Annotated in this window: 13 protein-coding genes; 8 read left to right on the forward strand and 5 right to left on the reverse strand. The window is 53.1% G+C overall.

All coding sequences use genetic code 11. The features are described 5' to 3' along the window. Positions 1 to 85: 85 nt before the first annotated feature. Together rpsT and HNV11_RS10305 are read right to left on the reverse strand one after the other, a co-directional pair. The gene (gene rpsT / locus HNV11_RS10300) at positions 86 to 358 is read right to left on the reverse strand and encodes a 30S ribosomal protein S20 (RefSeq protein ID WP_171739583.1); all 273 of its coding nucleotides are present in this window, start codon (positions 356 to 358) and stop codon (positions 86 to 88) included. Between the two features lie 104 nt (positions 359 to 462). Further along, complete coding sequence (locus tag HNV11_RS10305) at positions 463 to 861, reverse strand: Dabb family protein (RefSeq protein WP_171739584.1); 399 nt, start codon at positions 859 to 861, stop codon at positions 463 to 465. A 103-nt stretch (positions 862 to 964) separates the two neighbouring features. Between HNV11_RS10305 and HNV11_RS10310 the strand changes: the two genes are divergently transcribed. Further along, the gene (locus tag HNV11_RS10310; RefSeq protein WP_171739585.1) at positions 965 to 1,990 is read left to right on the forward strand and encodes a zinc dependent phospholipase C family protein; all 1,026 of its coding nucleotides are present in this window, start codon (positions 965 to 967) and stop codon (positions 1,988 to 1,990) included. A 60-nt stretch (positions 1,991 to 2,050) separates the two neighbouring features. Here HNV11_RS10310 and HNV11_RS10315 read toward each other — a convergent pair whose 3' ends face one another. Next, the gene (locus tag HNV11_RS10315) at positions 2,051 to 4,195 is read right to left on the reverse strand and encodes an FUSC family protein (RefSeq protein WP_171739586.1); all 2,145 of its coding nucleotides are present in this window, start codon (positions 4,193 to 4,195) and stop codon (positions 2,051 to 2,053) included. A 318-nt stretch (positions 4,196 to 4,513) separates the two neighbouring features. After that, positions 4,514 to 4,942: a ribose 5-phosphate isomerase B gene (gene rpiB, locus HNV11_RS10320; protein ID WP_171739587.1), complete on the reverse strand. Its 429-nt coding sequence runs from the start codon at positions 4,940 to 4,942 to the stop codon at positions 4,514 to 4,516. 253 nt (positions 4,943 to 5,195) lie between these two features. Between rpiB and zwf the strand changes: the two genes are divergently transcribed. From zwf to pgl, 3 genes are read left to right on the forward strand one after another with little or no spacing between them, the layout of a single operon-like run. Further along, on the forward strand, positions 5,196 to 6,698 hold the full coding sequence (gene zwf, locus HNV11_RS10325) for a glucose-6-phosphate dehydrogenase (RefSeq protein ID WP_171739588.1): 1,503 nt from the start codon (positions 5,196 to 5,198) through the stop codon (positions 6,696 to 6,698). A gap of 12 nt (positions 6,699 to 6,710) precedes the next feature. After that, positions 6,711 to 7,055, forward strand: a complete 345-nt coding sequence (locus HNV11_RS10330; RefSeq protein ID WP_171739589.1) for a cupin domain-containing protein — start codon at positions 6,711 to 6,713, stop codon at positions 7,053 to 7,055. A gap of 5 nt (positions 7,056 to 7,060) precedes the next feature. Then, complete coding sequence (gene pgl / locus HNV11_RS10335; RefSeq protein WP_171739590.1) at positions 7,061 to 7,783, forward strand: 6-phosphogluconolactonase; 723 nt, start codon at positions 7,061 to 7,063, stop codon at positions 7,781 to 7,783. Positions 7,784 to 7,803: 20 nt separating this feature from the next. Here the strand turns inward: pgl and HNV11_RS10340 are convergent, their stop codons facing one another. Beyond that, positions 7,804 to 9,144, reverse strand: a complete 1,341-nt coding sequence (locus tag HNV11_RS10340) for a histidine kinase (RefSeq protein ID WP_171739591.1) — start codon at positions 9,142 to 9,144, stop codon at positions 7,804 to 7,806. A gap of 209 nt (positions 9,145 to 9,353) precedes the next feature. On the opposite strand from HNV11_RS10340, the gene HNV11_RS10345 reads away from it, so the two are divergent. From HNV11_RS10345 to HNV11_RS10360, 4 genes are all read left to right on the forward strand, one after another. Next, positions 9,354 to 9,767: a hypothetical protein gene (locus tag HNV11_RS10345; RefSeq protein WP_240163906.1), complete on the forward strand. Its 414-nt coding sequence runs from the start codon at positions 9,354 to 9,356 to the stop codon at positions 9,765 to 9,767. Positions 9,768 to 10,085: 318 nt separating this feature from the next. Continuing rightward, on the forward strand, positions 10,086 to 11,486 hold the full coding sequence (fumC, locus tag HNV11_RS10350; protein ID WP_171739592.1) for a class II fumarate hydratase: 1,401 nt from the start codon (positions 10,086 to 10,088) through the stop codon (positions 11,484 to 11,486). Between the two features lie 278 nt (positions 11,487 to 11,764). Continuing rightward, positions 11,765 to 13,420 carry an alpha-glucan family phosphorylase gene (glgP, locus tag HNV11_RS10355; RefSeq protein ID WP_171739593.1) on the forward strand — a complete coding sequence of 552 codons (1,656 nt, stop codon included), beginning with the start codon at positions 11,765 to 11,767 and terminating at the stop codon, positions 13,418 to 13,420. 85 nt (positions 13,421 to 13,505) lie between these two features. Further along, complete coding sequence (locus tag HNV11_RS10360) at positions 13,506 to 14,273, forward strand: restriction endonuclease (RefSeq protein ID WP_171739594.1); 768 nt, start codon at positions 13,506 to 13,508, stop codon at positions 14,271 to 14,273. Positions 14,274 to 14,343 lie beyond the last annotated feature (70 nt).

Genomic DNA, 14,343 nt, shown 5'->3' on the forward strand with positions numbered 1-14,343 from the left:
TACATTTCCGTTTTCAAAGTGCACAAAAAAACCTTACCCGCAAAATAGGTAAGGTTTCCTGAAAGAGTTACCTCAAAGGGCCCGATTACGCCTGTGCAGTCGTCGGACGGAGGGAGTTCACCAAACGAGCCAGTTTCGACTTGTTGTTGGCGGCTTTGTTCTTGTGGATGATGTTGCGCTTGGCGAGTTTGTCCAGAGCGGACGAAACCGACTTGAACAGCTCAACAGCCATTGCGTGATCGGTGGTGGTACGCAGTTTCTTCACCATGTTCCGGGTCGTTACGTGCTGATAACGGTTCAACAGCCGCTTCTTGGCGCTCGACCGAATTGCTTTTTTTGCTGACTTATGGTTTGCCATTGGTATGTAAAATAAAATCGTTGTCGCGATAAGAGGGCGCAAAAATAAGAATTTCGGAAGAAACAATCAATAGTTTCCTCCGAAATTCTATGCGTAGCCGGGTCTTACTGACGAATATCGGCGTTGACGATCAGCGTTTTTTCCCAAACGCCCTGGTTATCTTTTCTGAACTGCCGGTAAGCTTCGCTTTTCTCAAAAGTTTTGATGTCGGCTTCGCTCTGGAAAGTCAGATAATGCACAACATCGTAGTCTGCAACGGCCTGATTTGGCAAAATTGTCCGGCCGGAGGTGTAATTGACGATCTGCGGAATTTCATGCTTTAGAGCCGCAAAACCGTTCATATGCTGCTCAACAGCTGCAGTTTCGACCCCATTTTTGAATTTTACGCATACAATCTGCTGTTTTTGGGCTTTTCTTGCAGGTGAGTAAGCACCGTAGATTGTCAAAGCAAAAGCGCATAACAGCACCACAATGATAGCGTAGCCTTTTGATTTAGCATTCATGATTTCTTGTGTTTCCTGTATAAAACAAAATTTTGTTCTGAATAATATGGTACTTTGTCTGAATAGTTAAATTATTTGTCAGTAAAGTACCAAGATTCATCAAATGTACAACAGATTTATTTGGTCAATTGTTGCAGGCAGCCTTTTTTTTGGGAGTTTTTTTTACGGTCATGCTGCTTGTGCTGAGACCGGTAAAAAACCGTCTGTTCAGAAGCGGCCCGTCTGGGGCTTTTACGCCCATCAGCAGATCAATCGGCTGGCCGTGTTTACGCTGCCGGCTGACATGATCCCATTCTTTAAAAAACACATTGGGTATCTGACCGACAATGCCGTAAATCCCGACCGACGCCGGTATGCCGTAGTGGGGGAGGCTCCGCGTCATTTCATCGACCTCGATGTGTATGCCGATACCACGGCGGCAACCCTGCCGCGATTGTATAAAGATGCGGTCAGTCGTTACGGCGAAGACACATTGGCCCTGCACGGACTGGTGCCCTGGCAGATTCAGTTGACCAAGTATCAGCTCACCGAAGCATTCCGTCAGCGTAACGTCCGACGGATTCTGCGCGTGGCCGCTGATCTGGGGCATTACATTGCCGACGCCAACGTACCGTTGCATACTACGCGTAATTATAATGGGCAGTTGACCAACCAGCAGGGTATTCATGGGTTCTGGGAGTCGCGGTTGCCGGAGCTGTTCAGTACCGACTACGATTTTCTGACGGGACAGGCCGAATACATTGAGTCGCCCCAGCGCGCAGCCTGGCGGGCGGTGTTCGGTGCGCATGCTGCGCTGGATTCTGTCCTGCGAATTGAGCAGACGTTGACGCAGGAGATTGGCGAACGACAGAAATTTGGCTTCGAGGAACGGAATGGCCTGACTACGAAAGTCTATTCAGCCGATTTTTCGCGGGCTTATCACGAGCGGCTGCGCGGGCAGGTTGAACGACAGATGCGGGCGTCGGTCAAGATGGTTGGCGATTTCTGGTTTACCTGCTGGGTTGACGCGGGGCAGCCAGACCTGCGGCCATTAGCCAGCTACCAGATCACCGAGCAGGAACAAACCGAAGATAATGAAGAAAAGAAGAGCTGGCTGAAACGCCTGTTTTCGGCCCGGCCGGAGGATTGACCTAATGTGGTAGCCTGCTGCCCGACCGCTGAACCATTATGTCGGGCAACTTCACTTTAGTTAACCTACATGCCGTTTACGCTGCAGGCGCGAAACCAGCTTATGAATGTCGTTGCTGATCTGCTGGATAAAATTCAGCTGCTCACCCAGCAGCGGATCGTCGGACGTTGTGGCGGGTGTAACGCCCTCAGTTGGGGGTGGCTCGGCTGCAGTTTTTTCAACCACAGTGCCTAATTGCCGCTGGCTATCCGTCAGCACCGAAAGCGCCCGTTTGACCGGACGTAACAACGAGGCCGGATGCACTTTAGGTTCACTAGCCAGCAAGGCAGAGATAATGGTGGCGACATTGGCCGACAGTATGTGATTCAGCACCACGAACTCGTAAATCTGTTTGCCGTTCCGCTGCTTGTTACGGGGTTCCGAAACCATCCGGTCGAACGCTGCGCTCAGGTTGGCCGACGTAACATAAACATCTTTTCGCGCAAGCTTGTACTCAACGATGTCGATACGCCGGCCGGAGAGACTGTCGAGCAGAAGCTGGACGTAACGAACATTCGCGTTTAGCACATCCTGCATCGGTTTAGACAACTGTTCGGATTCCCATTTCGGAAAGAGCAGATAACCGGCCGACAGCGCAAGAGCTCCGCCCAGCAGGGTATCCAGTAATCGTTCTTCGGCCACGCCGAGATAATTTACGCCCAGGAAATTAAACAGGATCAGCACAAAAGGCGTTACGCAGACAACCATAACGATATAGTTGACACGCTGCGCGCTGTAGGTGCCCAGCATGAACAGCACCATAAAGATGAACTGCGCAATTTTGCCTGGTATAAAGGTTAGAATCAGGATACCAATAGCTCCACCAGCAAGGGTACCCGTTATGCGCTCCGTATTGCGCTGTTTGGTTAGGCTGAAGGCGGGTTTCAGAATGACCGAGATAGTCAGCAGAACCCAGTAGCTATAGTCGCCATAGGACAGAAGTTTGGTAAGCACAAAACCGGCCAGCATCGCAATGGCTACCCGCAGGGCGTGGCGGAAAGCCGACGAGTCGAGCGTCAGATTGTCGAGCAGCGATTTCAGATCAAATACCTGATGGGAAACAAACCGGTCATATTCAAGGTCGGCGTTGGGTACGGAGCCACTGCTGGGTGAGACAACGTGGCGTTGAATCGTGGCTACCCGCTGGGTCAGGTTTCGCAGACTAACCAGAATCTTCCTCAGCACCAGCGTACTGCCATCCTGATTACCCAGGGTGTCGATACTGCGTTTCAACTCTTCCAGCGAAGTCGTCAGATCGGCGGGTGATCGATTCGCCACCGGCGACTGAACGGCCAGGCCCAGGTGATCCAGCTCGACGGAAAGCTGGCGGATCAGGCGGGCGATCTGATCGAGCACGCCCGACTCCCCGAAGCGTTCCCGAATAGCTGTATAATCGTAATACATGGCTACAATCTGTTCGTAGAGGTCAACAACGTCCACGAATGTCAGCACCAGCAGCCGGCCTGTCTGGGTGGACTCAGTGACGAACCGGCGGCTTTTGAACAGAATTTCGCGCACGGCATCCTGCTTTTCGCTAACGGTTACCTGCTGTGACACCAACCGCCGATAATCGTCGTCCAGCCGCGTCGAGGTCGTATAAAAGTCGGCTTTGATCGCCATGAACTTGGCGATCTCATGAATGCACTGGCCCAGTGCCTGCTGAGCCGGGCGGTACGGCTGCAGCCCCGAAACCAATAAACTGATGGCGGCATACCAGACACCCCCCGCCAGCACCAGCCCACTCTCGCGGATGACTCCGGCCGGATCGAGGGGGCGGTCGAGCATCAGAATCATGATCAGCAGAGCCGCCGTACCGACCGAGGTGGCCCGGTTACCATAGACTGCGAAGAACGAGAAAATGAAACTGAAGAAGAAAATTTCGAGGCCGAGCGTATAGTCATTCATGCGGGCGAATCCCGTCACGAGCGTCACCAGACTACTAAGCAGCACCGTAGCCGCCATGCCATTACGTCGGTGCGAAACAGGGCCGGGAGCGTCGCTCAGGCTAACGCCCAATGCGCCCAGCGACATGGCCATCCCCAAGGGCAACTGACCAAACTGCGCCAGTATCAGCGAGGGCAGAAGAATAGATAAGGTAATCCGCAGGCCGTCGGAAAAGTATTGACTGGAAAGAAAATAACTGACCTGGCGGATACGCTTGTTCATGGTGGACTCTTTATTAACCCCGGGTGGCCGGTCATGCGCGCACAGTCAGTCAACCCTATTTTTCGTTTGCCGATCTGCTGCCGCCACATGGCGTAATATAGTGCCTTCCCGGCTACCAACGCATCATGGCGGGTGGTTACGATATTTGCTTTTTTGCCCGACAGGCGGAAAGCAATCCTAATCGTTTCGCACAGGACCGGCACCTTTCGAACTGGGTCGGCAATTTAGTGAACCCTGCCAATGTGATTTTGTCGAACAGAACCAGCACGGGAAGCGGTAGGGTTTCGGGTATTTCCAGAGAATGGGCATGGGCCGGTGCTACTCATCCAGTTCCTGAATACGGGTCAGGTGCCGACCTCCTTCAAAGGACGTATCGAGCCAGATCTGGACAAGATGCAGGGCTGTTTCTTCCGACATCATCCGCTGGCCGATCGAGATGACGTTGGCATCGTTGTGCTGCCGCCCCAGCCGGGCTGATTCTTCATTCCAGCACAGAGCCGCCCGCACGCCCCTGATGCGGTTAGCCATCATGGCCTCGCCATTCCCCGAACCGCCCAATACAACGCCCCGCTCAACTTCGCCAGCCGCAACGGCTTCGGCTACGGGCCGGATAAAACGCGGATAATCAACCGACGCTTCGGAGTCGGTTCCTTTATCGACAACCTCGTGGCCGAGGCTGATCAAAAACTGTTTGATGGCTTCTTTATAACGGAAACCGGCATGGTCGGAGCCAATAGCGATTTTCATACGATTGGGGTGATGGGCGAGCAGGCGCAAGACAGGCCGGCTTCGCCAGTTGGGTTCGGTACAAGCGTTAAACCGGGAATGGTCGCGCCCTGTTTGGATGGCTCCATAAAATCCGGTCGGACAGACAGTCTGATCCCGTCAGTTGACCTTGCCGATGAGCCGTCTGAAATCGGGCCGGGAAGAAACCTTAACCAAACAAACTTGTTCAGAACGTAGGCCGTCGGTAATTTGCGGCCGTCAATACAACCGACTTATGATTCCAGCCACCAACCAGCGGCCCTCCGCCACGGTGTTATTCATCTTCGGCGGCAGCGGAGATCTTAATCTTCGCAAACTTACGCCCGCTCTTTATAATCTGTTCATAGACAAGTATCTGCCCGAGCGGTTCGCCGTCGTTGGCATAGGTCGTAGTGCCTATACCGACGACTCCTTCCGGGAGCGGCTGCTGGAAGGCGTCCAATCGTTTTCCCGCCGTAAAAATGGTCCGGAAGATGCCTGGAAAGGGTTCGCTCCGACGATATCTTACCTGCAGATGGACGCCGGCAATGCCGAAGCATACAGCAAATTGTCGGATTTTGTAGCCGCCCGGCAGTCCGAGTGGGGCGAGCACCCGAATGTTGTGTTCTACCTGGCCGTTGCTCCGCAGTTGGTACCGGGTATTGCCACCAATCTCGGCAAGCTGCCGCTCTGCGACGATAAATCGCACGTGCGGATTGTGGTCGAGAAGCCGTTCGGACACGATCTCAAAACGGCCCAGGAACTGAACGCCCTGCTGGGCGGGCTGTTTGCCGAGGAGCAGATTTATCGCATCGACCATTATCTGGGCAAAGAAACTGTGCAGAATATTCTGGCGCTGCGCTTCGCCAACTCGCTGTTCGAACCCATCTGGAACCGGCGTTACGTGGAGTTTGTGCAGATTACAGCCGCTGAAACCGTGGGCCTGGAAGGGCGCGGAGGCTACTACGAAGGCTCCGGTGCGCTGCGCGACATGATCCAGAACCACCTGCTTCAGATGCTGTGCATGGTAGCCACTGAAGCACCCATCTCGTTCGAGGCCAACGAGGTACGTAACAAGAAAGTAGATGTGCTGAACGCCATCCGCCGGATTAAGCCTGAGGAGGTGAACGATGTAGCGGTGCGCGGTCAGTACGGTCCCGGCCAGGTGAACGGTAAGGACCTTCCCGGGTATCGGGAAGAGGAGGGCGTAAAGCCGGATTCGGCTACGGAAACTTTCGCAGCCATTAAGCTATACGTCGATAACTGGCGGTGGGAGAAGGTGCCATTTTACCTGCGTACCGGTAAATCGCTGCCCGAAAAGGCAACCGTCATCACCATCCAGTTTAAAGCGGCCCCCGATTTCGCCTTCCCCGACGAAGCAACGCAAAGCTGGCAGTCGAACCGGCTAACCATTGGCATTCAGCCTGCCATGGATATCCGGCTGCGGTTTCAGGCGAAACGCCCCGGGCAGACGCTCGCTATTGACCCCGTCGAGATGGTATTCAGCTACAAGGATGCTTATGATGGGCAGGATCCGGAAGCCTACGAAACACTGTTGCTGGACGTAATGACCGGCGATGCGACGCTGTTCATGCGGGCCGATCAGGTCGAAGCGGCCTGGAAGGTCGTTACGCCGATTCTGGACGCCTGGGAAAGCGAAGCCCCGACCGATTTCCCGAATTATGAACCCGGCTCATGGGGGCCTAAAGCCGCCGACGAACTGGTGGAAAAAGACGGATTTCACTGGATGACCAAATAAACCAACCCAGCCATGACCGTAAGACAACCCGCCACTCGTTTCGTTGACGATCAAAGCCTGCCCTGGGAGCCCGTGGCCGAAGGCGTGAAACGTAAGATCATGACCTATGATGCCAACCTGATGATGGTGAAAGTGGCCTTCGAAACAGGCGGCATCGGGGCGGTTCATAGCCATGTGCATACGCAGATGAGCTACGTGGAAAGCGGGGCATTCGACATCACCATCGCTGAAGAAACCCGAACCCTGCGGGCCGGCGACGCCTATTATATACCGCCGAATGTGCGGCACGGCGCCGTTTGCGTGGAAGCGGGTGTGCTGGTTGACGTCTTTACGCCTATGCGGGAGGATTTTGTATAAAAACTATGCAACTGATTGTCAGAAAAAATCCGGCCGATCTGGCTAAAGCAGCGGCTGATTTTATTGCGAAGCGAATCAACGATGTTCTGAAAAAACAGGACCAATTTACGATTGCGCTGTCGGGCGGCAGTACGCCGAAAGCTCTGCACGAACTGCTGGCCAAATCGCCTTACGTCGAGCAGATACCGTGGCTGCAGCTGCATGTTTTCTGGGGCGACGAACGTTACGTGCCCATCGACGACGAGCAGAGCAACGCGGGAATGGCATATGATACGCTGCTCGGCCATGTGTATACGCCGGAAGACCAGATTCACGTCTGGCGCACGGATCTTGAACCTGAAGCCGCTGCTGCTGACTACGACCGGGTTCTGCACGAGTATTTTGGCGACAGCGGTCCAACCTTCGACCTCGTGCTGCTCGGTATGGGCGACGACGGGCATACGCTCTCGCTGTTTCCAGGTACGGAAGTTGTTCATGAACAAACGGCCTGGACAAAAGCGTATTTCCTGACCCAGCAGGATATATTTCGGCTGACGCTGACGGCTCCGGTCGTAAACCGGGCGTCTTGTGTCCTGTTCCTGGTATCCGGTCCGAAGAAAGCCGCTCCCCTGAAGGAAGTGTTACGTGGCGACTATCAGCCCGACAAGTATCCTTCGCAGGTAATCAAACCATCGAACGGAGAATTAATCTGGCTGGTCGATCAGCAGGCAGCGAAGGAAGTGCAGTAGCAAAAAGAGAGCTAAGCCAGTTACACCGTGAACTGAGTGGATGACGGGAGCAAGGGAATCAGCACGCTGAACGAATCATCCGTTTCGCGGAATTCAGGCGTCGGCTGGTTCAGCAGTTTATATTTCATGCTGATATTCTGCAAACCTTTTTTGGTCGAAGCCATCCGGTTGATTCGCTTACGTTGCAGGTTGTTGCGGACCAGCAGCGTGCCGTTTTGATTCGTAGAAATGTGAATAAACAGCGGATTGTCGGCGGAGACCACGTTAGGCTTCACGGCATTCTCTACCAGCAACTGTAGCGTCAGGGGTGGTAGCTGACGAGTCTGATACAGGTCGTTGATAGCCACTTCCAGATTAATGCCCTGTCCATAGCGGGTTTTCAGCAGGTGGTAGTACGAATTGATAAACTTCATCTCTGTGGCCAGCGTCGTCAGTTCGCGGTCATTAGCTTCCAGCAAATAGCGATATACGTTCGATAGTTCGTCGACGAAATGCTCGGCCCGGGATGGCGATTCGGCGATGAGCGACGACAGCGAATTGAGGCTATTAAAGAGGAAATGTGGGCTGAGCTGTGCCTGCAGCGCTTTCATCTGCATTTCGGTTACCTCCTGCTTCAGGCGCTGCACCGCCAGTTCGGCTTCCAGCTGCGCCTGCCACCGCTGCCACCGTTCGCGGCTCAGCGCCTGCTCGAACATCACTTTTTTGATGGCGTCCTGCCGGTGCCGATACGCCAGACCGAGGGAGAAGAACAGGAGTTCCAGCACAATACCCAGTTGTATATACGTCAGGGGAGCCTGCCAGAAAACAGCCAGATGCGCACCCGCCCAGGTCCGCGTCAGCATCATGGATGTAAACGCCCCCAGCATCAGAAATGCCGATCCCGTAATAAACAATCGGGTGAGAAAATCCTTACGCTGGTAGATGCTGAAAATAATATACCCCGACAGCCCGGCCAGTATAAGCTGGACTACTAAATGCGCGAGGTCATGAGCGGGCTGCTGCCAGAAATTGGATAAAAAGCAGAAACCGGCCTCAATCAGAACATAAACCAGCAGTCCCACCTGCGTTGCTCTGAACACCTTCAGAAGTTTCGGCTGCGTTACGCCCAGGTTGAGGAAAGCAATGGTAAACTCGTAATAAACTACGTAGGCCAGCATGGACCCCGTTATGCGCACAAAACTCCAGACGTTATCGGAGAGGGGCATAAGCTGTCGAACAGAGAAGTAGCCCAGCCAGATAACCATATAGAGCGTATAGAGGCCGTAAATACGTTCGCGATAGAGCGCCCACTGCACGATATTATACAGCAACATCGCAATCAGGATACCCAGGAAAAGGAGCAGCCAGGTTTCGTAAATCATTACGTCAAAGGTGTTGCCTGGAAAGACGGCGTAAAACTAAAAAGGCTGCATCAAACGCAGGATAACTATTTAACGAAAGGTAGATTGGGCTCCATTTCAGGGTGATTTTACCGGATAAAAAGATCAGGTAATACCAGAGCGGATGCAACGTTTGCTAAAGATCAGGGTCTTATATAGTTGTTAGTTCCTCCAAAATCCACTTACTACGTATGTTTATCAAAGTCTTTCTGGTATCGATTGGCCTGCTGACGGCCAGCTTTTCAACGGGCCGCGCCCAGTCGACGGCTACGCAAACGGATACGCTTAGTCTGATTGTTGGCAAGTGGACCGGATCATTCGATGGAGCCGCTTCCGGCAATTTTGAACTCGTCCTGAATCAGGATAGCAACCGCAAGTTATCGGGGCAGGTCATTATGATCGCCGACGACGGAACCCGGCATCCAATTGACCTGAAAACGGTGGCCTGGCAAAACGGTCAGCTCAACGCTGCCTACACCGATCCGCAGGATGGGGGCGAGGTTACTTTTTCCGGCAAATACGTCAGCCCGGCGCTGAAAGGAACCTGGAAGTCTGATGGCGGACAATCGGCAGGAACCTGGCAGGTCGCCCGGGCCACGCGTTAACCATTCCCATTCGGCCGCCTGTCCTGAAGCAAACTGCACCAGGACAGGCGGCCGACCTATGTGCAGTAGGAGCGAGAAATCTATTTGATGTTGTCGGGGGTATTTGGCCGGTTCTTCAACCTGGGTTTCTTACGGTACACAAGTCGATCCGGGCGATAACGCTGATTAATGGGCAAAACTGCCGGACGGCATGGTTAACTACGTGTCCTGTTCTACCTTTGCCCCGAACTCATTGAGTGAATTAGTGAATGAGCGATTGAGTGAATAAATTCTTCAGCCATTCACTCAATCACTCAATCAATAAATCACTCATTAATTATGGAATACCGCATCGAAAAAGACACGATGGGCCAGGTACGGGTCCCGGCCAACGTCTACTGGGGCGCACAAACCCAGCGTTCAATCGAGAACTTCAAAATTGCGCAGGACATTAATAAAATGCCCCGCGAGATTATCCGGGCGTTTGCGTACCTCAAAAAAGCGGCCGCGCTGACTAACCTCGATGCGGGCATTCTGCCGAAAGAAAAAAGCGATCTGATCGGTCAGGTATGCGACGAAATTCTGGCCGGTAACCTCGACGATCAGTTTCCGCTGGTGGTGTGGCAGACGGGCTCGGGTACGCAGTCGAATATGAACGTAAACGAGGTGATCGCCTATCGCGCACACGTTCTGCACGGGGGCCAGCTGACCGACGAGAAGAAGTTTCTGCACCCGAACGACGATGTCAACAAGTCGCAGTCGAGCAACGACACGTTCCCGACGGCCATGCACATTGCAGCCTATAAAATTCTGCTCGACGTAACGATTCCGGGTATTACCAAACTGCGCGATACGCTGGCCGCCAAGTCAAAGCAGTTCATGCACGTTGTCAAGATTGGCCGGACGCACTTTATGGACGCGACGCCGTTAACGGTAGGGCAGGAGTTTTCGGGTTACGTCTCGCAGCTCGATCACGGCCTGCGGGCAATCAACAATTCGCTGGCGCACCTGAGCGAGTTGGCGCTGGGCGGCACGGCCGTTGGTACGGGCATCAACACCCCTCCAAACTATTCAGAAAACGTAGCGAAGCATATCGCCAGCGTAACGGGGCTGCCGTTCGTAACCGCCGAGAATAAGTTTGAAGCGCTGGCGGCCCACGACGCCATTGTGGAAGCCCACGGCGCGCTGAAAACCGTTGCCGCCAGCCTGATGAAAATTGGTAACGATATCCGGATGCTGTCGTCGGGGCCGCGGGCCGGTATCGGCGAATTGTTCATTCCGGATAATGAGCCGGGTTCCAGCATCATGCCAGGTAAAGTAAACCCGACGCAGTGCGAAGCCATGACCATGGTGGCCGCGCAGGTGATGGGCAACGACGTCGCGATCAACTTCGGCGGGGCAATGGGTCACTTTGAGCTGAATGTGTTCAAGCCGGTGATGATCTATAACTTCCTGCATTCGGCCCGGCTGATTGGCGACGTGTGCGTATCGTTCAACGACAAGTGCGCCGAAGGTATCCAACCCATCGAAGCGAACATCAAAAAGCACGTTGATTCGTCGCTGATGCTTGTGACGGCGCTGAACACCAAAATTGGCTACTACAAAGCCGCCGAAATCGCGCAGACCGCCCACAAAAACGGCTCGACACTCAAAGAAACCGCTCTTCAACTCGGCTATCTCACCGAAGAAGAGTTTAACGAGTGGGTAAAGCCCGAGGAAATGGTTGGAGAAATAAAGTAAGAACAGACGCAACATGAAAGCCCCGTTGAAGCCAGTACTCGTGGCTGCTTCAACGGGGCTTTTTGTAGAGATATCCTACGGAGTCTGATGGAGTCGTTTATCGGTTCAAAAAATGGTAGAGATACCCGGCATCCAGTAAATCAATTAACCAAATAATTCTATAAAAAAGCCGTGAGTTTATACTGCGGCTTTTTTGTTTGCCGAGGTTTTAAGTAAACTTGGGTCGGAAGGCTAACTCTAGAGACCTTTCGGACAATCCGTTCCTTACCCTCTCTCCAATGAACAACCAACTCCCTGTACCCTTTCGCGTTCCATACGAAGTTACCCCCCGCTTTAACAAGCCCGTCGTTTATTTTTCAATGGAAATTGGCGTCGATCAGGCGCTGAAAACCTATTCGGGTGGCCTGGGTTATCTGGCGGGTTCGCACATGAAAAGCGCCTATGAACTGGGCCAGAACCTGATTGGTGTGAGCGTCCTCTGGAAATACGGCTATTACGATCAGGTACGTAAGACTGACAATGCCATGGATGTGCAGTTTCGGGAGAAGGTGTATTCGTTTCTGCAGGACACGCAGATCGAATTCACCATCGAAATAATGCAGCGGCCAGTTCGGGTGCGGGCGTACTATCTGGAACCGACTGTGTTCCAGACTGTCCCACTGTTCTTTCTGACCACCGACATCGACGGGAACGATGGCGCCGGACGGCTGATTTCCTACCGGCTCTATGATAACGACGTGCGGCTGAAAATAGCCCAGTGTATGCTGCTGGGCCTCGGTGGGGCTAAACTGGTCGATGCGCTCGGTTTCGAACCGGAGGTCTATCACCTGAACGAAGCGCATGCTTTGCCAGCCGCATTTCACCTCTATAAACAGGAAGGCAGCGTCGAAAAAGTTCGCGAGCGGCTGGTGTTTACGACCCACACCCCCGAAGAAGCCGGTAACGAAAAACACGATATCAACCTGCTGAACGAACTAGGGTTCTTTGGCGGAGTGCCGCTGGAAACCGTCCGGCAGATTGGCGATATTCAGGATAACGTATTCAATCATTCGCTGGTCGCTCTGCGGATGAGCCGGCAGGCAAACGGCGTTTCCAAATTACATGGAGAGGTGTCCCGGCAGATGTGGGGTCGTTTTGAGGGTATCTGCCCGATTACGCACGTCACTAACGCCCAGAACCAGCGCTATTGGACAGACCCAGCCATCGAAGCAGCCCGACTGGCGGGCGATGGGGAGGCCATTGCCACCCGGAAAAAAGAGTTGAAAGCCCCCCTGTTCCGGGTAGTTGCCGATCAGGTGGGTAAACTCTTCGACCCGAACGTGCTGACGCTGGTGTGGGCTCGCCGGTTTGCGACCTATAAACGGCCCGACCTGCTGACCGAAGATGCTGAGCGGTTTGCGCGTCTGCTTAATCAGTCCAAATACCCTGTGCAGATTATCTGGGCGGGTAAGCCATACCCGATGGACGGTGGTGCTATTGAGGTGTTCAACCGGCTGTATTACCTGAGTCATCTGCACCCGAATATGGCCGTGCTGACGGGCTACGAACTGGGTCTTTCGAAACTCCTGAAAGACGGGGCCGACGGCTGGCTGAATACGCCCATTGTTACCCGCGAAGCGTCGGGGACGAGTGGCATGACGGCCGCCATGAACGGGGCGCTGAACATCTCAACGAATGATGGTTGGGTCGTTGAATTTGCCAAGCCGGGCGAAAACAGTTTCATTGTGCCAACGGCTGATCCGATGCTGCCTTACTACGCCCGGGATACCCACGACCGCGATTTGCTATTCGAGTTGCTCGAAAATGAAGTGTTACCCATGTACTACGACCGTCCCGCCGACTGGCAGGCCCTCGTCTTACGCAGCATGAACGACGTCAATGACTATTTCGGCGCCAACCGTATGGCCGAGGAATACTACGAGCGCATGTATTAAGTCAGCTTTTATAAATAACTCCTGTTTCAATAACGAAAGCTGGCGGCTATCTTCCGGCTTTCGTTATTTTATCCACACTCATCTCATGCCCGTACCCGATTACCAGAGCATAATGTTGCCATTGCTGAAACTCGTCTCGGATAAGCAGGAGTACAAACTGAACGATGTTACAGATATCCTGAGTGAGCAATTCAATTTAAGTGAGGAGGAGAAAAGCGAATTGCTGCCCAGCGGTCAAAGCCTTCTGTTTAGTAATCGTGTTGGCTGGGCCAGGACTTATCTCAAAAAGGCTGGATTGCTGGATGCACCCAGAAGAGCTGCTATAATCATTACAGAGCGTGGTATAAACGTTCTCAAGCAGCAGCCAGCAAAGATTGACGTTCGGTTCCTGAAGCAGTTTCCCGAGTTTGTTGAATTTCAGACGCCTAAAAAAGGAGAAAATACGATAGCTGAAGAGATAGTCACTATTGACGAAAGTAGTTCACAAACGCCCGAAGAAGCGCTTGAAAACTCTTATCAGAATATCCGTAAGGCCCTGGCACAGGACCTTTTAAGTAAAGTGGTATCGCTGTCGCCTGCTTTTTTCGAACGTCTTGTCGTGGAGTTATTGGTTAAAATGGGCTATGGCGGATCAATAAAAGATGCAGGTCGTGCCTTGGTGACTGGTAAAAGCGGGGATGAAGGCATTGACGGAACTATCAAAGAGGATAAGCTCGGTCTGGACATTATCTATATTCAGGCTAAGCGGTGGACGCCCGGTAACGTAGTGGGCCGTCCTGAACTGCATAAGTTTGTGGGTGCGCTGGCCGGACAGGGCGCCAAAAAAGGAGTGTTCATTACTACGTCCGAATGATTTTCGGACAAGACAGTATGAAACTTAATCTGTTTGATAGGTTTACTGAATTTCATAAATCCTTCTTAGC

Source organism: Spirosoma taeanense, assembly GCF_013127955.1.
Lineage (GTDB): Bacteria > Bacteroidota > Bacteroidia > Cytophagales > Spirosomataceae > Spirosoma > Spirosoma taeanense.

Bases quoted from the DNA above. Each gene is read 5' to 3' on its own strand.
- rpsT (WP_171739583.1), bottom strand. From the start codon at position 358: ATGGCAAACCATAAGTCAGCAAAAAAAGCAATTCGGTCGAGCGCCAAG.
- HNV11_RS10305 (WP_171739584.1), bottom strand. From the start codon at position 861: ATGAATGCTAAATCAAAAGGCTACGCTATCATTGTGGTGCTGTTATGC.
- HNV11_RS10310 (WP_171739585.1), top strand. From the start codon at position 965: ATGTACAACAGATTTATTTGGTCAATTGTTGCAGGCAGCCTTTTTTTT.
- HNV11_RS10315 (WP_171739586.1), bottom strand. From the start codon at position 4,195: ATGAACAAGCGTATCCGCCAGGTCAGTTATTTTCTTTCCAGTCAATAC.
- rpiB (WP_171739587.1), bottom strand. From the start codon at position 4,942: ATGAAAATCGCTATTGGCTCCGACCATGCCGGTTTCCGTTATAAAGAA.
- zwf (WP_171739588.1), top strand. From the start codon at position 5,196: ATGATTCCAGCCACCAACCAGCGGCCCTCCGCCACGGTGTTATTCATC.
- HNV11_RS10330 (WP_171739589.1), top strand. From the start codon at position 6,711: ATGACCGTAAGACAACCCGCCACTCGTTTCGTTGACGATCAAAGCCTG.
- pgl (WP_171739590.1), top strand. From the start codon at position 7,061: ATGCAACTGATTGTCAGAAAAAATCCGGCCGATCTGGCTAAAGCAGCG.
- HNV11_RS10340 (WP_171739591.1), bottom strand. From the start codon at position 9,144: ATGATTTACGAAACCTGGCTGCTCCTTTTCCTGGGTATCCTGATTGCG.
- HNV11_RS10345 (WP_240163906.1), top strand. From the start codon at position 9,354: ATGTTTATCAAAGTCTTTCTGGTATCGATTGGCCTGCTGACGGCCAGC.
- fumC (WP_171739592.1), top strand. From the start codon at position 10,086: ATGGAATACCGCATCGAAAAAGACACGATGGGCCAGGTACGGGTCCCG.
- glgP (WP_171739593.1), top strand. From the start codon at position 11,765: ATGAACAACCAACTCCCTGTACCCTTTCGCGTTCCATACGAAGTTACC.
- HNV11_RS10360 (WP_171739594.1), top strand. From the start codon at position 13,506: ATGCCCGTACCCGATTACCAGAGCATAATGTTGCCATTGCTGAAACTC.